The 22818-nt window shown below is 63.8% G+C and carries 20 protein-coding genes, 1 tRNA gene and 1 pseudogene; 6 read left to right on the forward strand and 16 right to left on the reverse strand.

The window, feature by feature from the left end; all coding sequences use genetic code 11:
• Nucleotides 1-77: 77 nt before the first annotated feature.
• The 5 genes from RCH21_RS14950 to rpsB all read right to left on the reverse strand — a co-directional run bounded on the left by RCH21_RS14950 (nt 78) and on the right by rpsB (nt 4609).
• A complete protein-coding gene (locus RCH21_RS14950) occupies nt 78-1097 on the reverse strand; it encodes a phosphatidate cytidylyltransferase (RefSeq protein ID WP_326965052.1) in 1020 nt (339 codons plus the stop codon).
• Nucleotides 1097-1654: a ribosome recycling factor gene (gene frr, locus RCH21_RS14955; protein ID WP_120148157.1), complete on the reverse strand. Its 558-nt coding sequence runs from the start codon at nt 1652-1654 to the stop codon at nt 1097-1099. Before frr ends, RCH21_RS14950 begins: the two co-directional genes overlap by 1 nt.
• Nucleotides 1655-1773: 119 nt before the next feature.
• Nucleotides 1774-2514, reverse strand: coding sequence for a UMP kinase (gene pyrH / locus RCH21_RS14960; protein WP_120148158.1), 741 nt, complete (start codon nt 2512-2514; stop codon nt 1774-1776).
• Nucleotides 2515-2689: 175 nt separating this feature from the next.
• Nucleotides 2690-3526 (reverse strand): translation elongation factor Ts, encoded by an 837-nt coding sequence (gene tsf, locus RCH21_RS14965; RefSeq protein WP_120148159.1) that lies wholly within the window; start codon nt 3524-3526, stop codon nt 2690-2692.
• A 135-nt stretch (nt 3527-3661) separates the two neighbouring features.
• On the reverse strand, nt 3662-4609 hold the full coding sequence (rpsB, locus tag RCH21_RS14970; RefSeq protein ID WP_120148160.1) for a 30S ribosomal protein S2: 948 nt from the start codon (nt 4607-4609) through the stop codon (nt 3662-3664).
• Nucleotides 4610-4997: 388 nt separating this feature from the next.
• Here rpsB and RCH21_RS14975 point away from each other — a divergent pair, with 388 nt between their 5' ends.
• Nucleotides 4998-5639 (forward strand): M23 family metallopeptidase, encoded by a 642-nt coding sequence (locus RCH21_RS14975; protein ID WP_326965053.1) that lies wholly within the window; start codon nt 4998-5000, stop codon nt 5637-5639.
• A 174-nt stretch (nt 5640-5813) separates the two neighbouring features.
• On the opposite strand, the gene RCH21_RS14980 is transcribed toward RCH21_RS14975, so the two are convergent.
• From RCH21_RS14980 to RCH21_RS15010, 7 genes are all read right to left on the reverse strand, one after another.
• Nucleotides 5814-7004, reverse strand: coding sequence for an acyl-CoA dehydrogenase family protein (locus RCH21_RS14980; protein ID WP_326965054.1), 1191 nt, complete (start codon nt 7002-7004; stop codon nt 5814-5816).
• 233 nt (nt 7005-7237) lie between these two features.
• Nucleotides 7238-7311, reverse strand: a tRNA-Ile gene (locus RCH21_RS14985).
• A gap of 107 nt (nt 7312-7418) precedes the next feature.
• The gene (locus tag RCH21_RS14990; RefSeq protein ID WP_326965055.1) at nt 7419-8642 is read right to left on the reverse strand and encodes a glycosyltransferase; all 1224 of its coding nucleotides are present in this window, start codon (nt 8640-8642) and stop codon (nt 7419-7421) included.
• Nucleotides 8643-8691: 49 nt separating this feature from the next.
• The gene (locus tag RCH21_RS14995) at nt 8692-9567 is read right to left on the reverse strand and encodes a DMT family transporter (protein ID WP_326965056.1); all 876 of its coding nucleotides are present in this window, start codon (nt 9565-9567) and stop codon (nt 8692-8694) included.
• Entirely contained in the window at nt 9555-10178 is a 624-nt protein-coding gene (locus RCH21_RS15000) for a CDP-alcohol phosphatidyltransferase family protein (RefSeq protein ID WP_182976897.1), read from the reverse strand. Before RCH21_RS15000 ends, RCH21_RS14995 begins: the two co-directional genes overlap by 13 nt.
• Nucleotides 10179-10321: 143 nt before the next feature.
• Nucleotides 10322-11146 (reverse strand): phage holin family protein, encoded by an 825-nt coding sequence (locus RCH21_RS15005; protein ID WP_326965057.1) that lies wholly within the window; start codon nt 11144-11146, stop codon nt 10322-10324.
• Nucleotides 11147-11286: 140 nt separating this feature from the next.
• Entirely contained in the window at nt 11287-12720 is a 1434-nt protein-coding gene (locus RCH21_RS15010) for a sugar porter family MFS transporter (protein WP_326965058.1), read from the reverse strand.
• A 296-nt stretch (nt 12721-13016) separates the two neighbouring features.
• Here RCH21_RS15010 and RCH21_RS15015 point away from each other — a divergent pair, with 296 nt between their 5' ends.
• Nucleotides 13017-14246: a multidrug effflux MFS transporter gene (locus tag RCH21_RS15015; protein WP_326965059.1), complete on the forward strand. Its 1230-nt coding sequence runs from the start codon at nt 13017-13019 to the stop codon at nt 14244-14246.
• 21 nt (nt 14247-14267) lie between these two features.
• Here RCH21_RS15015 and RCH21_RS15020 read toward each other — a convergent pair whose 3' ends face one another.
• The 4 genes and pseudogenes from RCH21_RS15020 to RCH21_RS15035 all read right to left on the reverse strand — a co-directional run.
• Nucleotides 14268-15773, reverse strand: a complete 1506-nt coding sequence (locus tag RCH21_RS15020) for an SDR family oxidoreductase (protein WP_326965060.1) — start codon at nt 15771-15773, stop codon at nt 14268-14270.
• 530 nt (nt 15774-16303) lie between these two features.
• Nucleotides 16304-16711, reverse strand: coding sequence for a RidA family protein (locus RCH21_RS15025; protein WP_326965061.1), 408 nt, complete (start codon nt 16709-16711; stop codon nt 16304-16306).
• Between the two features lie 162 nt (nt 16712-16873).
• On the reverse strand, nt 16874-16993 hold the full coding sequence (locus tag RCH21_RS15030) for a helix-turn-helix domain-containing protein (protein WP_326965062.1): 120 nt from the start codon (nt 16991-16993) through the stop codon (nt 16874-16876).
• A 112-nt stretch (nt 16994-17105) separates the two neighbouring features.
• Nucleotides 17106-17291: pseudogene (locus RCH21_RS15035) on the reverse strand (hypothetical protein); the annotation flags it as partial.
• Between the two features lie 338 nt (nt 17292-17629).
• Between RCH21_RS15035 and RCH21_RS15040 the strand changes: the two are divergent.
• The 4 genes from RCH21_RS15040 to RCH21_RS15055 all read left to right on the forward strand — a co-directional run.
• Nucleotides 17630-19114 carry an APC family permease gene (locus RCH21_RS15040; protein ID WP_326965063.1) on the forward strand — a complete coding sequence of 495 codons (1485 nt, stop codon included), beginning with the start codon at nt 17630-17632 and terminating at the stop codon, nt 19112-19114.
• A 774-nt stretch (nt 19115-19888) separates the two neighbouring features.
• Complete coding sequence (locus tag RCH21_RS15045; RefSeq protein ID WP_326965064.1) at nt 19889-20869, forward strand: PDR/VanB family oxidoreductase; 981 nt, start codon at nt 19889-19891, stop codon at nt 20867-20869.
• A complete protein-coding gene (locus RCH21_RS15050; protein WP_326965065.1) occupies nt 20866-21867 on the forward strand; it encodes a heme-dependent oxidative N-demethylase family protein in 1002 nt (333 codons plus the stop codon). The genes RCH21_RS15045 and RCH21_RS15050 overlap by 4 nt, the downstream gene beginning before the upstream one ends.
• A 103-nt stretch (nt 21868-21970) precedes the next feature.
• The coding region (locus RCH21_RS15055; protein ID WP_442784721.1) for a copper amine oxidase at nt 21971-22818 on the forward strand (848 nt) is incomplete at its 3' end.

Raw genomic sequence — 22818 nt, forward strand, 5'->3', positions numbered from 1 at the left:
TGTGAAGTCCTTCTACTGAAACCCTCGTGAGACCGTGCGGGAGCCGGTGGCTCCGGAATGTGTCCGCTGACCTGCGGTTACAGCAATCCCGGTACCAATGTAGCGGACAGCAGGTATGCCATCGGGGAGGCGAAGACGATCGAATCGAGGCGATCCATGACGCCGCCGTGGCCCGGGAGGAGTGTGCCCATGTCCTTCACCCCGAGCTCGCGCTTGATCATCGATTCGGCGAGGTCCCCGGTCGTGGCCGCGGCGACGATGGCCACGGCGAGGACCAGACCGATCCAGAGCGGTTGATCGAGGAGGAAGACGGCGCAGAGCCCACCGACGATCAACGCGCCGCCGATCGAGCCACCGAAGCCCTCCCAGGACTTCTTGGGGCTGATCTTCGGGGCCATGGCGTGCTTGCCGAAGAACGCACCGATCAGGTAGCCGAAGGTGTCGTTCGCGACGACGAGCAGCAGCAGCGTGGCAATGACGAGGAACCCGCCCTCCGCGCGCATGAGCAGCATCGCGAAACTCAGCATGAAGGGTACCCAGAGCACCGCGAAGGTGCCGGCCATGAGGCTCTTCGCGGCGTGCGGCGCAGGGTCCAGCGAGCGCCAGAGGAAGAGCGCCAGTACGGCGAAGACGGCTCCGACGGCCATACCCTCGGCTCCGCCGAAGTAGGCGGAGAACGGGAGCACCAGCGTCCCGGCCAGCGCAGGCACCAGCGGAACGTGGATGCGACGGATCTCGAGTGCACGGCTGATCTCCCAGACGCCGACCGCGGCGAACAGGGTGACGATGCCGACGAAGACGACCGGGAAGAACAGCAGACCCACAAGGACGGGGATCAGGAGGCCGGCGCCGACCCCGATCGCGGCCGGCAGGTTACGCCCGGCGCGCGAGGGAACGCCCGGCTCCCTGATAGGCCGTCGCCGACGGAGCAGCCCGCGACTCGACGGCCCGGCGGTGACCGTCTTCCGGGAAGCGGGTGCGGGTACGTCCTGTTGCGCCGGTGCGGTATCGGCCGCGACACCGCTGCCGTTCTCTGTCCCGACGGCGGGTCCGGGTTCTCGCCGGGGACCCGCACCGGGAGGATCGAGGTCTGCCATCAGACCTCGAGCAGCTCGGTTTCCTTGCGCTTCAGGAGTTCGTCGACGAGGTCCACGCGGGACTTCGTCAGGGCGTCGAGTTCCTTCTCGGCGCGCGAGCCCTCGTCCTCACCGGCGTCGCCGTCCTTGACGGCCTTGTCGATACCGTCCTTGGCCTTGCGCCGGACGTTGCGGATGGAGATCTTGGCATCCTCCGCCTTGGTCTTCACCAGCTTCACGTATTCCTTGCGACGCTCCTGCGTCAGCTCGGGCAGGACCACCCGGATCACGTTGCCGTCGTTGGAGGGGTTGGCGCCGAGATCGGAATCGCGGAGCGCCTTCTCGATGTCGTTCAGCACGCTGCGGTCGAAAGGGGTGATGAGCAGCGTGCGGGCTTCGGGGTTCTGGAAGGACGCCAGCTGCTGCAGCGGGGTGGGTGCGCCGTAGTACATCACCACCACCTTCGAGAACATCGCGGCGTTGGCACGGCCGGTGCGGACCGTCGCGAAATCGTCCTTTGCAACCTCCACGGCCTTATCCATCTTGTCGGTGGCTTCCAGCAAGGTCTCTTCGATCACAATGTCTCCTTCGCTCTGCAGTCGGCTGCCCGGCAACCGTTCCAGTGGTCAATCCTAGTTCAAGGGCGTGCGGCGGCCCGGCGGACCCGGGGCATCGTTGCCCTGCCCGCCCGGACCAGCTAGGTGGTGACGACCGTGCCCAGCTTCTCGCCGCGGATAGCCCGCGTGACATTGCCCTCGCCCTCCATGCCGAACACCACCATGGTCAGGTTGTTGTCCTTGCACATGGTCATGGCTGTCTGGTCCATCACGCGGATATCACGGCGCAGCGCCTCGTCATAGGACAGCGTCTCGAGCTTCTCCGCCGTCGGGTCCTTGTTGGGGTCCGATGTGTATACGCCGTCGACGCCGCTCTTGGCCATGAGGACCTCGTCCGCGTGTACCTCGAGCGCGCGCTGGGCGGCGACGGTGTCGGTCGAGAAGTAGGGCAGGCCCGCTCCCGCACCGAAGATGACCACGCGCCCCTTCTCGAGGTGGCGGATGGCTCGCCGCGGGATGTAGGCCTCGGCGACCTGCCCCATGGTGATCGCACTTTGCACACGCGTTTCGACGCCGGCCTGCTCGAGGAAGTCCTGGAGCGCGAGGCAGTTCATGACGGTGCCGAGCATGCCCATGTAGTCGGCGCGGGACCGGTCCATGCCGCTCTGAGATAGTTCGGCGCCACGGAAGAAGTTGCCGCCGCCGACGACGACCGCTACTTCGACCTCGCCGACCGTGGCAGCGATCTGCCGCGCCACGGAGCGGACGGTCTCGGGGTCGACACCCAGCTTGCCGCCGCCGAAGACCTCGCCTGAAAGCTTGAGGAGTACTCGGCGCCGGCCCTCGGTACCACCCGTCGGAGCGGTGGAAGTGGTGTCCATTAAGTGCCTCCCGGCGTAGAGCTGCGGGCCGTTCCTGGTCGGACGGCCGATGATGCGGGGGTTGGGATGTTGCCGGACCCGTTACAGGATACGGGGCGCCTCCCAGGCGCAGGAAAGGGCGGCCGCCCCGATGGCGGCCGCCCTTCACCTTCGTGCTGTGGCCCTGGCCTCGGGCCTAGGCTCCTACACGGAAGCGGGCGAAGGCCGTGGCCTTCACGTTCGCTTCGGTGAGTACCGCGGCGACGGACTTCTTCGCGTCCTTCGCGAAGGCCTGGTCGACCAGGACACCTTCCTTGAAGAACCCGGTGAGGCGTCCCTCGACGATCTTCGCGAGCGCCTGCTCGGGCTTGCCCTCGGCGCGTGCGGTCTCGTCGGCGATGCGGCGTTCGGATTCGACGAGCTCGGCGGGAACCTCGTCGCGCGTCAGGTAGGTCGGCGAGTACGCCGCGATGTGCACGGCGACGTCGTGCGCGGTCTGTACTGCTGCGTCGCCCGAACCCTCGACGGCGAAGAGCACGCCGACCTGGGCAGGGAGGTCCTTGGACGTCTTGTGCAGGTAGGCGTCGACGATCTCGCCCTCGACGCGGGCGATGCGGCGGACGTCCACCTTTTCGCCGAGCAGTGCGCCTGCCTCGATGACGTGCTCGGACACGGGCTTGCCCTCGAGCTCGAAGGCCAGCAGGGTCTCGACATCCGTGGCGCCGGATTCGATGGCGGCAGCGAGTACCTTGTTCGAGAAGTCGACGAAGGGAGCAGCCTTGGCGACGAAATCGGTCTCGCAGTTCACCTCTACCAGGACGCCGACGTTGCCGTCGACCCGAGCGGCGACGAGGCCCTCGGCGGTGGAGCGGCCTTCACGCTTCGTCGCGCCCTTGAGGCCCTTGATGCGGATCAGTTCCAGGGCCTTGTCGGCGTCGCCATCGGCTTCGTCGAGGGCCTTCTTGACGTCCATCATGCCGGCGCCGGTGCGCTCGCGCAGGGCCTTGATGTCAGCGGCAGTGAAATTTGCCATATGAACTCCTAAGTTGATGTGGATCCAGGAAGAGCTTCCGCGGGCGCTGCCCGCGGTGCAGGCGTCACGCGGTGAACACCTGCCGAACATGCGGAAAGGGGCGCGGTTTGACCCGCACCCCTTACGCAACGGGAACTACTTGGCGTCGGTAGCGGGTGCTTCCGGCACGGGAACTTCCTCGGCAGGAACCTCGGCTGCTGCAGGGGCCTCGGCGGCGAGCGCCTCTGCCTCGGCGGGAGCCTGGTCTGCAGCGGGAGACTCGGAGGTCGCCGGAGCGGAAGCCTCTGCTGCGTCCGGGGCGGCTACCTCGGCGGTGTTGCCCTCGAGAAGCTCGCGCTCCCACTCGGCCATCGGCTCGTCCGCAACCGCGGAATCATTGTTGCCCGAGCGGTTGTGGCGGGCGATGAGGCCCTCGGCCACGGCGTCCGCGATGACGCGGGTGAGAAGATTGACGGCGCGGATGGCATCGTCGTTACCCGGGATGGGGAAGTCGACCTCGTCGGGATCGCAGTTGGTATCGAGGATCGCGACGACGGGGATGTTCAGCTTCTTCGCCTCGTCGATGGCGAGGTGTTCCTTCTTCGTGTCGACGACCCACACGACCGAGGGAGCCTTGGTCAGGTTGCGGATGCCACCGAGGTTGGTCTGCAGCTTGGTGAGCTCACGCTTCATGAGCAGGAGCTCTTTCTTCGTGTGGCCCGAGCCGGCGACGTCGTCGAAGTCGATCTCTTCGAGTTCCTTCATACGCTGGATGCGCTTGGAGACCGTCTGGAAGTTGGTGAGCATGCCGCCGAGCCAGCGCTGGTTCACGAAGGGCTGGCCGACGCGGTTCGCCTGATCGGCGATCGCTTCCTGTGCCTGCTTCTTCGTGCCGACGAAGAGGACGGTTCCGCCGTGGGCGACGGTGGCCTTGACGAACTCGTACGCACGGTCGATGTAGCCCAGCGACTGCTGGAGATCGATGATGTAGATGCCGTTGCGCTCGGTGAAGATGAAGCGCTTCATCTTCGGGTTCCAACGGCGGGTCTGGTGACCGAAGTGGACGCCGCTGTCGAGCAGCTGGCGCATGGTTACGACTGGCATGTCATGCCTTTCTTCAGCAGGGCTCAGGCGCAGTGCGCCGCCTCTGCTTGTTGACGGTTGTCTCAGTGATGGCCGGGGTGGCCGTCACATCCTGGCACCTGGTCGTCATGGACACGCCCTCCCCTACCGGACATCGCCGGACCGCAGGGTGGGCGTTCCGGGGCTCTTCGAGAGCACCGGATCGCAGGCACGCGTAGTCAGCCTCACCATTCCACGTTCCATCGAAGCCGTAGGCACAAGGAGGTGGAAGCAGCGGACTGCTCGCTCAAGTGTACTACAGCGGCAGGAAGGCAGGAGGCGGACGACCGTGGGGTGAACCGCTCGAACGTTGTCCACATAGGCTCCGGGGTCGCACCGTTCGTCCCAGCTGACCGGTCACTGTTCTTCCATGACAGACCGCCGTCCTACCCTTGGCTTCACGATTCGAACCCACCGATACATCGCTCGATCCTGCGTCCGGACGGTGGTCGCCCTGGTCGTCGTCATGGGGTCCGCGGGCGGGGCCACGGGGGAACCGGCGACGGCGGGCCAGGTCACGCCGCACGGCAGAGTCGGCCCGGACACGAGCGACCCCCGCTCCCCGCCTGACTTCGTCCCGGAATGGTCGTGGCCGCTGCCTCCCACCCCGGCCGTCCTGCGGTTCTTCGAAAGGCCCCCGCAGAAGTGGAAGCCCGGCCACCGGGGCGTCGATCTGTCGACCGGCGGGCACGCAGTACCGATGACGAGTCCGGCGGATGGAACGGTCTCCTTCGCCGGGACGGTCGTCGATCGCGGCGTGCTCTCGATCGACCACGGTGGCGGCAGGGTCAGCAGCTTTGAGCCCGTCAGCACGGAACTGGTGAAGGGGCAGCCTGTCATCAGGGGAGAGACCGTCGCGACGGTGGCTGTTGCCGCAGTGCGGGGTACGTCGCGGAGTCACTGCGGAGGGATCTGTCTTCACTGGGGTGTCCGTGTCGATGGCGAGTACGTGGACCCACTGTCCTTCGTGACGGATCGCCGTCCCTCTGTGCTCCTGCCGCTCCGCCCATGATGGGTTACGGCACGGAGGCGACGGATCAGGCGGGCAGGGCACCGGACGAGGGAAGGTTCGGACGAGGAAGGACCGGACGACGATTCGTCCGACCCTTCCTTGCCACTGCGTGCAGGCGCGTGCTGGTGGAGCCTGTCAGCCTCGGTCCGCCATCGCCCGGGTCGGATCGGGTCCCTAGACGAACGCGGCGATCCCGGTGATCGACCTGCCGACGACAAGCGTGTTGATCTCCTGCGTGCCCTCATAGGAGTAGATGGCCTCCGCGTCGGAAAAAATCTTGGCCATTTCGTAGTCCGTGACGATGCCGTTGCCGCCGAAGATGTTTCGTCCGGCCGCGACACTCTCGCGCATGCGGGCGGTGGTGAAGGCCTTGGCCAGGGCGGACTGCTCGTCCTTCGCCTTCCCGGCGTCCTCGAGTTGCGAGAGGCGGACCATCATGCCCATCGAGCTCATGGCGTTACCGAGGATCTGCACGAGCTGCTGCTGGACCAGCTGGAAACTCGCGATGGGACGGCCGAATTGCTCGCGCTCCACGGCGTAGCGCCGGGCGACGTCGAATGTAGCGAGCTGCTGGCCAACGGCCTGCCAGCCGACGGCCAGCCGTGTCACCTTGAGGACCTTGTTGGTGTCCCTGAAACTGTTGGCGCCCTTGAGATGGAAGTCGTCCGAGATGACGACGTTGTCCAGCACGATGTCAGCGTTCTCGACGATCCGCAGGGCGATCTTGTTCTCGATCTTCGTCGACGAGAACCCCGGCGTCCGGGTGTCGACCATGAAGCCCTTGACCTGGTTGTCCTCGACGTCGCGGGCATAGATGACGACCCAGTCGGAGAAGGTCGCGTTACCGATCCACCGCTTGGCGCCGTTCAGTATCCAGGAGTTCCCATCCCGGCGCGCCGTCGTCCGCGTTCCGCCGGCGACGTCGGAACCACCGAGCGGCTCCGTCAGCCCGAAAGCGCCGATCTTCTTCAGGGCATAGATGTCGGGGAGCCACTCCTCCTGCTGCTCCTTGGAAGCAAGGGCCTCGATGGAACCGGTAAACAGCCCGTCATGGACACCCAGGAAGGTTGCGAACGACGTGTCCGCCCTCGTGAATTCGGCATGGGTGATGCCGGCGAAGAGGTTGGAGTAGCCCTGGCGGTACACCGGGCTCACGGGATCCAGCTCGGCGATCTTGGGGATGAGCTGCTGGGGGAATGAGCCCTGGTTCCACCACTCGACGGCGTTGGGCCGGATCTCGCGAGCGAGCCAGGCACGGATCTCCCCCAGGCGTGATCGCTCCTTGCTCGACAGCAACTCCTCGAAGGCGTAGAAGTCACCGTCCGCGTAGGGCAGGTTGTTGACATCGATCGGCGTTCTGCTCATGGGAACTACCTCACTCCGGTCCTCGGCGACCGGCACTCTCACTCGACCAGGTGGACTACGCGATGGGCGCGTGATGCACCCGATCGCAATGTTACCCGTCAGTAACTTAGGGCGCCAGTGGCTCATCAGGGGTGCGATCGATCGGAAGAAGCGGAGCTGGTGCTGTCGGGGGAAAATCGGATGCGCCACCCCGATGGAGTGACGCATCCGTACCGGTTGTTGCCGGCTGCGAGTAGGGCTGCTGGGGCTTGAACCCAGGACAAACGGATTATGAGTCCGCTGCTCTAACCAGCTGAGCTACAGCCCCGAGGAGCGAGGAGCACCTCTCGCGTCGGCGCCGGGAGTAGTATCCGGGCGCTGGACGCAGGTCCTATTGTAAGCAGACGCCGATGACAGGACCGGCGAAGCTCCGTGTCAGGACGTCGACGACGCCTGCTGCACCTCATGCGGACGATCCGCGGACAACGTCCCGTAGTACAGGCCCTCGAAGGTTTCGAGGGTCGTGGTGATGTCGTGCTTCATCACCATCTTCCGACTGGCGGCCCCCATCCTGAGCTGGTCCTCGCGCGACATGCCGAGAATCTGGGCGATCCGGTGACTCAGCCCGTTCGAATCACCGGGCGTGAACAGGTAGCCGTTGTCGCCGTCGGTGACGAGGTGTGGGAGCGCCATCGCGTTGGCGAGCAGCACGGGCGTCGACGCCGACATCGCCTCGAGCGTCACCAGGGACTGCAGTTCGGCCGTTCCCGGCTGGCAGAACAGGGACGCGCGGATGTAGCTCAGTCGCAGTTCGTCGTCGTCGATCAGGCCGCGGAAGGTCACGCGGTCGCTGATACCGAGGCGCGCCGCCTGGGCCTGCAGGGCGGATTTGACCTCGCCGCCCCCTACGATCTCGAGCCGCACGCGGATGTGGTCCGGCGTCTTCGCCACGGCATCGATCAACACATCGACGTGTTTTTCCTCGGCGAGTCGACCCACGAAGAGGACCGTCGGATCCTCGTTGGGCTCGATGATCTCCCCCGGCCGCACCTCGTAGGCTGCCGAGTCGATACCGTTGGAGACGGCCAGTACCTCGCGCAGGAAGGCGTGGTCATGCATGGCCTTGGCGGCGAGAGGCGTCGGGGTGGTGACCGCGGCCGCCTTCCCCATCACCTTGCCCATGTCTTTCCAGGAGTTCTTGGCGACGATTTTTTTCAACCAGGCGGGGAACGGCAGGAACGGGTTCAGGTTCTCCGGCATGAAGTGGTTGGTGGCAACCACACGGATGCCACGCCTGACCGCTTCGTAGAGCGTGTATTCACCCACCATGTAGTGGCACTGGATGTGGACGACGTCGGGCTGGACCTGATCGAACAGCCTGCTGATATCGCGCCGGATCTCCCACGGGTAGCAGATCCGCCAGTAGTCGTGCGTCGGCACGCTGTGCGAGCGGAGGCGGTGGACGGCCCACTCGCCGCCGGGCTCCGTGTAGCTCCTGCCGTTGGACACGCCCGGAGCGAGGACGTGCACCGAATGGCCGCGGCCCGTCATTCCCTTGGCGAGCCGGTATCCGAACTGCGCCGCACCGTTCACGTTGGGCGGATAGGTGTCCGCGGCGATCAGGATGGTCAGGGGCTTGTAATCAGCCGGGTAACTCACGCGTAAATCCCCTACGTCGGTGTGCTGGTCGGAACTGCCGGGGCTCGGCTCAGCGCTGCCGCTTCACCACGTCGGGATGATGACGGGACAGGGCAACGACCCCAACAATAGCAATGAGGGCTGCAGAGCCCATGCCCAACGCCGTCACCGTGCGCACATCCGGCTGCAGCTCGTCCAGGATGGTGATGCCGACCGCGATGCCGATGATCGGGTCGATGACCGTGAGGCCGGCGATCACGAGATCGGGTGGCCCGGTCGCGTAGGCGCTCTGGACGAACCAGGAGCCGAGGGCCGCGGCCGCAACGAGTGCTACCAGGGTCAGCAAGGGCACATTCAGCAGGAAGCGACCGTTCGGGTCGAGAAGGTGGCCGGCCACGATCTTGGTCAGGACGGCGACGAAACCGAACAGCACGCCTGCCCCCAGGATGTAGGCGAAGGCGTTGAGTCGATGCCGCCCGAACACGGCGAGGGATCCGAAGACGACGACGGCGGCGCCGAGCAGGAGCACGACCGATAACTCCTGCGCCGAATCGACAGCATGATTCTCGCGCGTGACATTGACCGCGAGAAGCACGAACAGGGCGCTTCCGGTCACGCAGGCGGTGATCGCCGCGACTGTAGGACGGTTGATGCGGATTCCCTGGTCGCGCGAGTTGACGATGGTGGTGATCACCAGTGCGATCGCGCCGATCGGCTGGACGACGGTCAGACTCGCGAGCGCAAGCGCGACGACGTTCAGGGCTGTCCCTGCACCCAGGAGAACGAGCCCGAAGAGCCATCGCGGGCTGGTGAGGAGCCGGGTGAGACCGGAGGAGCTGAGCGCCAGGCCGCCCGTGTTCGCCCGGACGGCACTACCCTGCCGCTGAGCTCCGAACGCGAGGAAGACGGCGCCCAGCAGCGCCAGCCCGATGGCTAGGAGGGGCACGTCTGCTGGTCGGCCCTCTCCAGCCGGTACTTGCGATGCGCTGCGGTGAAGTAGGCGTAGAAGGCGATCAGGTGCAGGACGCAGCCTGCAGCGAGCAGGGCCTGGGCGACGATCAGGAGCCACTGCTGCCCGAACCCCTCGACGCGATGGAGCAGGAGCAGCGGCGCACCGACGAGCAGGAGCGTCGTCCGGACCTTACCTACCGTGACGACCTCCAGGTGAAGAGGCCCGCGGAAGAGGATGAGCGCGTTGATGATGATGATCGCGTCCGGGATGACGATCGTCCAGACGAGCCACGCCGGTGCTATGCCGGCGACCACGAAGGTCACCGCTACCACCATGAGGGCCGTGCGGTCGGCCACCGGGTCGAGCCATTTCCCCACCACCGAGACCTGGTTGAGCCGCCGGGCGACATACCCGTCCACCCAGTCCGTGCTTCCCATGATCACGAGGGCGATGACCGCCGCCCCGTATCGCTGCTGGGTGATGAGCCAGACGAACAGCGGGACGATGAGGAAGCGGATGACCGTGATGAGGTTGGGCAGGGTCCACGGCGTCGCGAGTTCGGCGCCCTCGCTGCCGGGCTGTGCGCCAGCCCCGATCAATTTCATCACCCGTGCCTCCCCACCCCATTATGCAGGCAGGCGGCCCGTCACCCGTGACTCCCGCTGCAGGGCGCGAGTCGATTCACGGGCGAGGGGCCGCCTCGCGGTTATGCGTCTGTGGTGCGGGTGGAACGCCGGCACAGCCGGGACTACTTGCTGAGGAGCCTGCGCAGCATGACGAGCATCGCGACGACGGAACCGGCGAGGACGCTCAGCGGCTTCCAGCGGTCAGCGAGGCTGGTGTTGTGCGGGACGTCGCGACGGACTGCGACGGCAGCAACGTTGTCGCGGCTCCTGTCTCCACCCGTCGAACCGGTCTTCGTTCCGCCCTGCTGCGAACGGTGCTTGGCGCCGTTGAGGCGGGCCTTGACGTCGACGCGTGCCCCGAGCGAATCCCTCGCATCGGCGATGTGGGTCCGGCGTTCGCCCGAACGGCCTCGCAGTTCCTCGTACGAGGGCGTGGGTACCTTCGGCTTCGCGTCCTTGTCGTCGTCCTTGCGGTCCTTGTCGTTCTTGTCGTCCTTGGGCTTCTTGATATCGAGCGTGGCGGGATCGAAGCTGCGGCCTTCCTTGAGGACGCCGAGGTCGTAGCGCAGACCCCGGATCGCGTCCTCAGGCACCAGCGGGAGTTGTTTCTTGAGCCGCGAGACTCCGATCAGAGCGAGGATGCCGCCGATGACGAGGAAGAGGACGGCGACCAGAAGTGCAGCCAACCAGGCCGGCATGATTTCGGCGAGGCCCATGACGGCGGCCACGACGAGGGCGACGGCGAAGAACAGGACGAAGACGAGGGCCACGACGAGGAACGCAGCGGCAATGCCGGCTTTGATCCCCTTCTGCTTCATCTGCTGGACCGCGATCGAGAACTCGTCGTTAATCTGCCGAGGCGTCAGCCGGGCCAGTAGCTTGATGAGCCCAAACAGCGAGACCGAGCCTGAGATCCGCTTCCCGCGCGTACTAGCCGAGCTGTTCATAGGCCCTGCCTCCATTCGTCTATATCTTGCTGGACATTCGCTGAACCAAAATTACCATCGGGCGGGCGAGCCGGTTCCGCTTGGTGGTCTTCGCTTCGAAAGACCCCGCACCCGACCTTCGATGAGGTAGTGCGCCGTCCTCACACCGAGCTGAGCTCCGCATTGTCCTCGAGGTCCTTGCCCGCGAACTCGGGGAGGTGGGAGCGGACGAAGACGAAGGACAGGACGGCGAAGATCGTGAACGCGGCGTACATGATCCACAGTCCGAGATTCTCGCTGACCCAGGGGAAGGTCAGCGTGACGATGAAGTTGAAGACCCAGTTGACCATCGTGGCGACGCCCAGTGCGATCGACCGGATGCGGTTCGGGAACATCTCGCCGAGGGTGACCCACATGACCGGCCCCCAGGTGGCGGCGAAGAAGATCACGAAGAGGTTCGCCCCGACGAGGGCGATGGGTCCCCAAACACCGGGCAGCGTTAGCTCCTCGCCGGTTCCCTCCGCCTGCAGGAAGGCGAGCGTCGCGGCGAGCAGGCCGACGGACATACCGACGGAACCGATCAGGAGCAGTTTCCGACGCCCCACCCTGTCGACGAAGAAGATGGCGACGAAGGTCATCGCGACGTTGATGACCGAGGTGATGACCGACGTGGTGAACGAATCGCTCTCGCTGAATCCGACCGACTTCCACAGCGTCGTCGAGTAGTAGAAGATCGCGTTGATCCCGACCAGCTGCTGAAGCGCGGCGATGGCCATGCCGACCCACAGGATGGGCTGCAGGCCGAATGCAGGTCCCCTCAGATCGCGGTAGTCCGCGCGGTCCTCGCGTTCGAAACTGTCGCGGATCGAACGGATCTTGCCCGCGGTGTCCCGGACACCGGAGACCCTCGAGAGCACGCGTCCTGCCTCCTCATCCCTGCCGGCCCGGATCAGGAACTGCGGCGATTCGGGGATGATGAGTGCCAGCACGCCGTACACGATGGCCGGAACCACGCCGACGAGAAGCATCCAGCGCCACGCCGTCAGACCCCACCAGAGCTCTTCACCGGCACCACCGGCGGCGTTGGCGAGAGAGGCGTCGGACAGCAGTGCTGCAAAGATGCCGACGGTGATCGCCAGCTGCTGCACGGAAGCCAGGGCGCCGCGCCACTTCGACGGTGCGATCTCCGCGATGTAGCCGGGCACGATCACCGAGGCGATGCCGATGGCGAGCCCACCGATGAGGCGCCACGCCATGAGGTCCCACTCGGAGAAGGCATAGGCCGAACCGGCAGAATTGACGGCGAACAGGATCGCGGCGGCGACCATGACTTTCTTGCGCCCCCAGCGGTCGGCGAGGCCACCGGCGAACCAGGCTCCCGCCGCGCATCCGAGGAGGGTGATCGCGACCGTGAAGCCGAGGACGCTCGAACTCAGCCCGAAATCGGCCTGGATGGAGTCGACCGCCCCGTTGATGACGGCGGTGTCGAACCCGAACAGGAGCCCTCCGACGGCGGCTGCGACCGTGATCCCGATGACTCTCGCGAGATGCTTGGATGACTGCTCTGTTACCGGGCCGGCGTCGTGCTCGCTCATGTTTCCGTTCTTCCTGCTCGTTCGGTGTCTGCTCACCCTACGTCAATCGAAAGCATGCTTAGTGAAGGGGGTGGCGCTACCGTTTCATCCCCGGGGCTCGGTCAGGGTTGACGCGGGTCTTAGGATAAGAGGGATATTGATTCGCCCCAGCAACCAGTTCGCCGTCCTCCCGACGGCCGGTTGCGAGCCGCTCCGCCGTCGTCGCCGGGCCGCCGCTGCAGTCGATGCATCCCCGCTTCGCATGTCCGTTCCATCTCCTCCCCACCGGCAGTACGACAGTTCCGTTAGGCAGCATCTTGAGCACTATCACCCACCCAGGCGACACCCTCTCCCGGCGCGAGAAGATCATCTACGTCTTCATCCTCGGGACACTGACGGCACTCGGTCCGTTCACGATCGACCTCTACCTTCCGGCCTTCCCTGCGCTGCAGTCGGATCTCGCCGTGACGGAGGCCGCGGTGCAGCTGACGCTGACGGGCACGATCATCGGCTTTGCGGGCGGTCAACTGCTCGTGGGGCCGCTCAGTGACAAGATCGGACGGCGCCTGCCTCTCATCATGGCGACGACCCTGCACGTCGGCGCTTCGATCGGCGCGGCGTCGTCCGAGGACATCAACATGCTGATGCTCTTCCGGGTCCTCCAGGGCATCGGTGCAGCGGGCGGCGGCGTGGTCGCGATGGCCATGGTGCGCGATCTCTTCGGCGGCTACACGCTCGTGCGCATGCTGTCCTATATGGCGCTCGTCAACGGGATGGCACCCATCTTCGCGCCGGTGATCGGTTCGCAGTTGCTGCTGTTGTTCCCGTGGCCCGGCATCTTCTGGTTCCTCGCGTGCTACGGCGTCCTGGTGATCATCGCGGTGTCGATGTTCATCATCGAGACCCTGCCGAAGGACAACCGCCGCCAGTCGGGGCTCACGGTGATCCAGCGGTATCGAGCAGTGCTGAGCGACCGCATCTTCATCGGCATCCTGCTGGTCGGTGGCATGAACTTCTCGGGGTTGTTCTCGTACCTCTCCGCCTCGCCGTTCCTCTTCCAGGGGCCTTACGGACTCAACGAGCAGCAGTACGGCCTGCTGTTCGCGATCAACTCGCTCGGCATCGTGTCCGGCGTCCAGATCAGCTCGAGGGTCCTGAGGCGGGTCGGTCCGCAGTGGGTCATCGCGGCCGCGACAGTCGTCCAGCTCACCATGGCCCTGCTCATCTTCGCCTTCGACCAGCTGGGATTCGGGTTCTGGGGCACGGCCCTGCCGCTCTGGTTCTACATCATGGCTTCGGGTTTCATCTTCCCCTGCGTGCAGGTCCTCGCACTCATCAACAACGGGGCACAGGCCGGCACGGCAGCCTCGCTGCTCGGAGCGGTGACCTTCGGGACAGCGGGTGTCGTGTCTCCGCTGGTGGGCCTGCTCGGTGAGGGCATCGAGTCGGCGACGCCGATGGCGCTGGTGATGTCGGCGTGCATCGCCCTTGCCGTGGTGTTCATGTGGACGGTCGTACGACCCCGGACGGTGCCGGCCCTTCAGTAGCCCCGGCCCTGCCCTCCGGACTCACGCGGCAGCGGACTCCGCTTCCGCGGGCAGTGCCTCGGCGGTCTTCGCGATGTTGCGCGCCATGGACTTGAAAATGAAGCCGTGGAATGGGAGCACCGCGAGCCAGTAGAGCCTTCCGGAGAGTCCCTGGGGGAAGAACACGGCGCGCTGGTAGTAGGAGCTGCCGGAGCCGTCAGGCTTCACCGAGAATTCGAGCCAGGCACGGCCGGGCACCTTCATCTCCGCGCGCAGCCTCAGGCGCTCACCGCGCACGAGTTCCTCGACGCGCCAGAAGTCGAGCGCCTCCCCCGTGAGCAGCTCCTTGGCGTCGCGACGTCCGCGGCGCAGGCCCACTCCCCCGGCGAGCTTGTCCATCCAGCCACGGGCTGCCCAGCCGACCGGCCAGGAGTACCAGCCGTTCTCACCGCCGATGCCCTCGACGACGCTCCACAGCTTCTCGGTCGACGCCGTGGAGCTATAGGTCTGGACGTCCGTGAAGACCGTGTGCCCCGCCCACTGGGGATCGGATGGCAGCGGGTCGGCCTCGCTGTCGATCTGCGAGGCGCCAGCCCAGCTCGTCTCCACCTCTCCGCCCCGCATCCTGCCGAGCGCCAGGTCGACGGACCGGCGGTAACCGGTCAGCCCGCCCTCGGGCACGGCGATGTGCTGATCGATGTCATGTTCGGCCGTGACGGCGTCGTGCTGCAGGGACTCGATCAACGGCATGGCCATGGCCCTCGGGATCGGCGTGACCAGGTTCACCCAATGACCGGCGAGACGCGGGGTGAGAACCGGCAGGGCCAGGATCTTGCGCCGCGGCAGGCCAGCAGCCTCGGCGTACTGATTCATCATCTCGGCGTAGGTCAGGACCTCGCGCGAGCCGATGTCAAACGTCCGGTTCAGGGTGACGGGGAGGTCGAGCGCGCTGACGAGGTAGTGGATGACATCGCGCACCGCGATGGGTTCGATATGGTTCAGCACCCACTTCGGCGCGGGCATCACGGGCAGGACGTCGGAGAGGTGGCGGATCATCTCGAAGGAAGCGGAACCCGAACCGATGACGACGCCGGCCTGGAAGGCGATGGTCGGTGTCCCGGACTCCAGGAGGATCTTTCCCACCTGGGTTCGTGAGCGCATGTGGGTGGACAGCTCGACCCCCTCGGGGTGAAGCCCGCCGAGGTACACGATCCGTCGGACTCCGGCGGCGGTCGCCGCTTCCGAGACGACGGTCGCGATGGAAGCTTCACGCTTGTCGAAGTCCTTGCCCGAGCCCATCGAGTGGACGAGGTAGTAGAGCGTGTCGACGCCCTGGCTGACCTTGTGCATGGTGTCGCTGTCCTGGAGATCTCCCTGCACGATATCGACCGACCCCGCCCAGGGGACGTCCTTCAGCTTCTGCGGGGAGCGGACGATCACACGGACCCTGCGGCCATCCGCTACGAGCTTCGTGACCAGTCGACCGCCGATATATCCCGTCGCTCCGGTGACCAGGATGAGCTTGCCGTCCGTGCCGTCAGTGTCCATATCCACAGCCTACGCCCGCCTTCTGACACCTTCTCTGGGTAACTCCGCCGGCGGACCCGCGAAAGTTCATTTTGCGCCGGGCCGGCGCCAGGACGTCGTCCAGCGGGTGGCCGCGCCGCGGCAGGCGACTCCGGGCACCGGGGTAAAAAAAAATGCCCCTGACCGGTGTTTCCACTGGTTCGCCCCTACACCCGGGTTGCTCCCCTCTGCTGCTGAGCCAATTTCGGTGGACGACGTCCTCAACCGGTCAACGCACCGCTGCTACCTTCCTTGCCAGCGTAAGCGGATCTTCCTCACGGCGAGTTGGTTGCTGGCCTACGCTTTGGCGTCTTCGCCGAGGTGGCGGTATATGGTGCCGCGGGAGACCCCGAACGTTTCTGCAATCAGGGTGCATGATGTACGTCTTTTCGTCGTACATTGTCCGAGCCGGCGGGCCTTCCTCGGTGTCACCCTGCACCGGCCACCCCCTTTGCGTCCGCAAGCCCGGGCCATAGCTATCGCGTCCTTTGTGGGGTAGGCACCTGAGTGAGCTACAAGTTCTTCTCCGACAGACCGACGATAAGATCGATTTCGACGGCAGCGTCGACCGCAAGCCCTGTAACACCAACACACGTTCGTGCCGGCAGAGGTTCGGAGAACCAAGTCACATACTCCTGATTGAACGAATCATAGTCAGCGAAATCAGTCAGATAGATGCGGACCATCAAGGCGTCATCAAGGGTCGCGCCGCAGGCTGCAAGGACTGCAGTCAAGTTCGAAAGGACTTGACGCGTCTGCTTGACGATGCCACCGGGCACGAGCTTCCCGGTAGTTGGATGAGTGGGCATTTGGCCCGTCACGAAGAGCTGGTCGCCCCACCGGACTACATGAGAGAACGGCCCTACCTGTGGGGGAACGCCATCAGCGGGCGCAAAGGACAAGGCTTGTTTTTTCGACAACTTCCTACCTCCAACACAATCGTGATCCTCAAGAACCCGACCTAGCGGGAGAATGTTCCCTTCGCTGGTCTTACCCGGTCAACGCACCGCAGCTGGCTTTGTTTGCCAGCGTAGGCGGATCTGCCTCACGGAGGGGTGATTGCTAGCCTGGGTTTTGGTGTTTTAGCCAAGGTGGCGGTATATGGTGCCGCGCGAAACCCCAAACGTTTCTGCAGTCTGCTGAACCGTGTACGTCTGCTCGTCGTACATCGCTCGTGCCTGCCTGGCATTCGTGAGCGTCATCTTGAATCGACCGCCGCCCTTGCGCCCTCGAGTTCTGGCCGCAGCTAGCCCGTCCTTTTGTACGTTCCACGATGAGGTCGTGTTCGAACTCGGCGATCGCCGCGAGCATATGGAAGAACAAGCGACCGCCCGGGGTCGTCGTGTCGATGCCTTGGGAGAGTGCCTTCAGGCCGACGCCCTGCTTCTCAAGTCCGCCAGCAACTTCTGGAACTTTTGGTCCGCGAACTCGGCGCCACCTCGAGCAGGATCCGGAACTCGGACAAACCCTGAACCAGTCTGATGGACCGGTCCCCCGCAGGAGTGGAGGACGGAGCTGACAGCCACCTGGGTCAGACGAACCAGAGCTATCGCATTGAAGCTTCTAGTCTTAAAATAGGGTGATCAGTTTCACATGAGGCGCAGGACAAGTCGGAACCGTCCATGGAGTGAGGGTTGCAGCGTGCTTGAACGTCCAACCCATCCCTTGCGACCGCTGGTTCAACCCGGACGGTGTCTTCCTCAACGGAAGCAGAGCAATCGGCGTGGCGGCGGGGGCATCTGCTCCCATCCTGCCACCAAGCCCTTGGAACCCATCTCGAGTTATATGAAGCATCTCAAGATGCCTAGGACCCGAACATTGGAGTTAGGGAGACTGTTGTGAGTGAAATTCGTTCAGATGGAGTCGATCACCTGAAAAGGACGATTGACTGGAAACAGGGGCTTGCCATTGCCCTTGGCGTGCCCCTGCTGATTTTGCCCTCCTTGGGCTACCTACCGATTTACGTGTCTGCCGCAGCAATCCTTGTCTGGGGACTGTCCGTCCTTCAGGGCTTCATGCAGAGCACCGCCTACGCCGAGATGGCCACCACTTTTACGAAGGCTTCCGGTTTGCCCGGGTTCGCGCAGCACGTGTTTCGCACCGAGAACTACAAAGGCAAGTACGACAAGGGCAAACTGATTGGCGGCTTCAGCGCCTGGAGCTACTGGTTTGCCTGGAACCCCGTCCTGGCGATTTTCGCCATCCTGGTCGGCGGTTACCTGCACGGCCTGTTTCCGGTGCTCGCTGAGACGTTCACCGAGTACCAGCTCGCCCTACTCTCAGGTCTGGTGATTTTCACCGGTCTATTCATTGTGAACTGGTTCGGCCTCAAAGATGGCGCCATCCTCGGCTACATCCTGGCAGCATTCTCGTTAGTACCGCTGATCATTCTGACCGTCGCACCTTTCGCCACAGGCAACGTCGACTTATCCAATATCACCGGCAACTGGTTGCCCGCTGACTGGGCTTGGGACGTGCATCATATCCTGATCCTCTTCGGCATCTTCGCCATCGCTCAGTGGAGTGCCGCGGCATGGGAGACCGCTGCCATCTATGGCCCTGAATACAAGAACCCTGGCAAAGACGTGCCCAAGGCACTCTTCGCTTGCGGCATCGTCTGCTTCTTCTCGTTCGTACTGGTTCAAGCCGCGGTGATCGGTGTGCTTGGGGTCGACGGTGTGATGGCCGAGCCGGTTTCACCGCTGATCCCGGTCGCCCAGGCCGTCTTCGGCACTGCCGGTACCGTCATCACCATCATCATGCTGATCGCCGCCATGATCCTGATCATCCAAACGGCCTACCTCGGTTCTTCCCGCGCCATGCACTCCATGGCGGCGGAAGGCAACCTTCCCAAGGTCTTCGGCAAAACGAATCGGCAGGGAACACCGTTCGTTGCCATGCTGGTGATCGGAGCCTTCAACCTGCTGCTGATTTCGATGGGCTCTCCCGCAGCGATCCTTGCAGCATCAGCGATTGGATACACATGCGCTAACGGCATCAGCCTCTTCGCGTATGTAAAGGCAAGGAGGCACCCATCCTTCGCCAGCCTAGAGCGACCCTTCCAAGCACCCAAGGGCTGGAAGAATGTCGCCTTGATCTTCGGCCTGTTCAATCTGCCTTTGTGCCTGATCGGCGTGGTCTACCTCAACAGCTTGGAGATCGGCTGGGGTTCGACCTGGGTGGGCTTCGTCGTACTGTCCCTCTACATTCCCATCTGGTTCTACTCCCAACGCGAATCAAACCGTTCGCGAAGAGACGCAGCCACTGTTCGCTCCTCCAATCCCGAGGCACCTGATGCGACCGGCTTACACCACTCTCAATGAGCTATCGCGTCTATGGTTTGCCATCCCTGAGTGACATACATAGCTTCAACGTCCTGATGAGGTCCTAAGCCCTCATGGGTGGGCGGAGTTGCTCAGATGTCGAAGCCCGAGACCGGACACAGTTACCCCTAAACATCTGGCCTAGATGAGTTGAGAGGCGTAGCGTTGTCAGTGAAGTAGAGGTGGCTAACCCACATCGGTTGGGGTCAACAGGACCACTTGAACCGGTGCTAGGAAGCAAGTAGGCCAGGGGCTCGCGATGTTCTCAGGAACGCCCTCACCGGTCAGGCAACCGGAGAGACGACGCACGCCAAGGAACGCGACGTGCTCTTCTTCCCCAAGGGCACGGCCGTCAAGTTCGAAACCCCCGACTACGCCCTGGGGTTCTTCGCCGGCGACCGCAACTTCGCAGCCTAAACCAACCATGCATCCGGGATCCGTGCTGCCCGCGGCAGCTGCTGGTTTGGAATCGGGTTTCCGCGGTGTCATCTGTGTGGCGTTCGGTTCATCAGATGGCACCGCGGGTCACGAAACCGGTGGACGGCCCAAACTTGATCTTCGCTTCAGGTCCGCAAACCCTCAAGCCCTGTCGGATCTGAAGGTCGTGCTGGGAGCCTCGCGCGTCGGGGCCCGACTGGTCCTCGCCGGTCCGCCGGCCGACATCCACGCAGCCGCCTCGCTGGCCGCGGGTTGTGGGTTGACCGACGATGATGTGGCCTGCTGCCGCCGTGTTGGTGGGTATCTGGGATTCTCAGCGCACGCGGAGGAGACAACATGACAGTGACGGCTCTCGCAACCGGTATCCATCCTGCGGTGGAAGGCGGCCTTCAGTTGGAGGTGAGGGATGTCAGCAGGCAAACGGACTCCATTGTCAGTATCACATTCGGTGACCCGTCAGGTGGGACGTTGCCTTCCTATGTTCCGGGAAGCCACCTCATCGTCCAGTACGCAGATGGAGGCGCGAATGCCTACTCCCTCACCGGCTCAGGCAACAGTCCTACGCAATACACGATCTCCGTCCTTCAAGTCGAAGGGGGCGCTGGCGGCTCTTTAGCCATGCATCGTCTCGCCATCGGTGACCGGGTTCATGTGTCCTTGCCCCGCAGCGCTTTTGCTCCCGCGGCAACAGCTACGCACCATCTGCTGATCGCCGCGGGGATCGGCATCACCCCGGTGCTCTCCCACGCCCGGTACGCCGCCGAATGGGGTACAAAAGCATCCCTGATCTACGTTTACCGGCCTGGCGCGGGGGCTCACGTCGAAGAAGCGAGGGAACTGCTCGGACCAGCCCTGACGGAGTGCAGTGACCGTAGGAGTTTCCAGACGACTTTGATGGAAGCTCTCGTGAATCAGAAACTCGGAACCCACCTTTACGTCTGCGGGCCGACAGCCTTCATGGACGGAGTCCTCGACCAGGCGCAGGACCTTGGCTGGCCCAAGGGATTGCTGCACTCAGAAGCCTTTGGTGCTGCCGAACTCGATGCCGGCGAACCGTTCGCGGTCAACCTCGCCCGCAGCGGTGTCAGGTTGGAGGTTCCGGCTGGCGTCTCATTGCTGGAAACCCTCGAGAACGCAGGAAAAAGTATTCCGAATATGTGCCGTAAGGGTATTTGCGGTGAATGTGTCTTGCCTGTCCTTCGTGGGAAACCCCTGCACCGGGACCTTTACCTGACGGACCAGGAGAAGGCCGAAAACACCACCATCATGTGCTGTGTCTCGCGCAGCGTAGACGAAGAATTGGAGTTGGACCTGTGAGTATCACCACCGGAGAAAAAAACTCGGATACCTCTGTCCTGCCCGAACGAATCCGGCGCTTTCCCTGGCCTTTCATCGCTGAGAATTATCGCTACAGCGCCAACGTCGAACCGGCCCACAAGGTAGTGAAGACCGAAGTGGGTGAATGGGGGGGCTCCCTGATTGACATCGACGAGTACTACCTCGAGGAACTCAAGGAACGCGACGCGATACTGGACAGAGACCCCTCTCGCCTCCAGTTCCTTCCTCACATGCGGCCCGCTATCTGGGACGCCATAACCACCCTGCTGCCTGCCATGGCAAAGGACTACCCAGACACGATGTCCTTCACCAGGGAGGATAAGAATTGTCGCTGGCGCAACGACCTGCAGAACCTGGACGTACAGTTCACCGTCGGCGACGATGACTCACTTCCGATGGGTCCGCTGCGGTTCCTCGGCAGCCAGATCCAGGACGACATGGCATTCCTGGACAAGCGCGAGGACGCTCTGTGGCTCGACGCAGGAATCATCACCTTCGCCGCGGACTGGTCGATCGGATTCGACACCGGCATGAAGTTCCACGAGATCCACGGCCCCGTCCCGCGGATCACTGAAGAACGCATCGTGAGCCGTGCCGAGCAGTTCCTCCTGCGCCTGCAGCCCGGTGAGCAATACCGCAGGACCAACTGGACGATGACAATCGACCACCGCCTGGACACCTCTACCGAAACATACCCGCAATGGGCCCATGACCGCAGCACCCTAGCTGAGGACCCCAACCTGCCGGAGCGGCTCCACCTACGGGTCGAGGTACAACACCTCGTTTGCCTTCCACACACCGGAACTGTGTTGTTCCTGATCCGGTCCTATCTCCTGCCCCTCACCGACATCGCAAAAGTACCTGCTTGGCGGGAAAACCTCGGCCATGTCCTGGCCGAACTTCCGGACGACATGGCCGAATACAAGGGCTTCATCCGATACCGCACAGCGGCATCTGACTGGCTACTAAACGCTTAAGCAGCACTGCAACCCACGTTCACTCACTGTTGGCCGATACAGCCAACGAATCGTCCCGCAGAAACGTTCATTTCTAACCAGAAAATCACCTTAGGAGATAACGATGAGTATTGATAGTGAAGTCAGCACTGCAGTGGGAGTGGCGCATCCTCTTGATCCGCTCTCTGCTGCGGAGATTTCCCGGGCGGTTGCGATTTTGAAGGATGGGCCGGCTGCGGCGGATTCGTTCCGTTTCATCAGCGTGGAGTTGCGTGAGCCTGCGAAGGAACTGCTTCGGGCTGGTGGTGACATTACCCGTGAGGCTGATGCGGTCCTCGTCAACCGTGCCGAGGGGCGTTCCTACGAGGCGATCGTCGATCTTGATGCCGGGTCCGTCGATACCTGGACGCAGCTGGCTGCGGGTATCCAGCCGCCCTTCATGCTCGATGAGTTCTTCGAGTGCGAAGAAGCCTGCCGGAAGGACCCGACGGTCATTGCGGCCCTTGCCAAACATGGCATCACTAATATCGATCTGGTGTGTTTCGAGCCATGGTCGGTGGGTTACTTCGGGGAAGACGTCAACGGACCGCGTCTGATGCGCGCCCTGGTCTTCGTCCGTGACGAGCCCGACGACAGCCCGTACGCGCACCCGATCGAGAACTTCATCGTCTTCTATGACCTTAGTGCCGGTGTCGTGGTGAAGGTCGAGGACGCCGAGGTGATCCCGGTCCCTAGGGCTCGTGGTAATTACCTGCCCAAGTACGTCGGCCCGGCCCGGACCGATCTGAAGCCCATTTCCATCACCCAGCCCGAAGGCCCGTCCTTCAAGGTCACTGGTAACCATGTCCAGTGGGCCAACTGGACGTTCCGTGTCGGATTCACCCCCCGCGAGGGCCTGGTCCTGCACCAGCTGCGCTACCAGGACAAGGGCGTGGAACGCCCGGTCCTGAACCGTGCGTCCCTGTCGGAGAT

Source organism: Arthrobacter sp. PL16 (assembly GCF_035985055.1).
Lineage (GTDB): Bacteria > Actinomycetota > Actinomycetes > Actinomycetales > Micrococcaceae > Arthrobacter_D > Arthrobacter_D cheniae.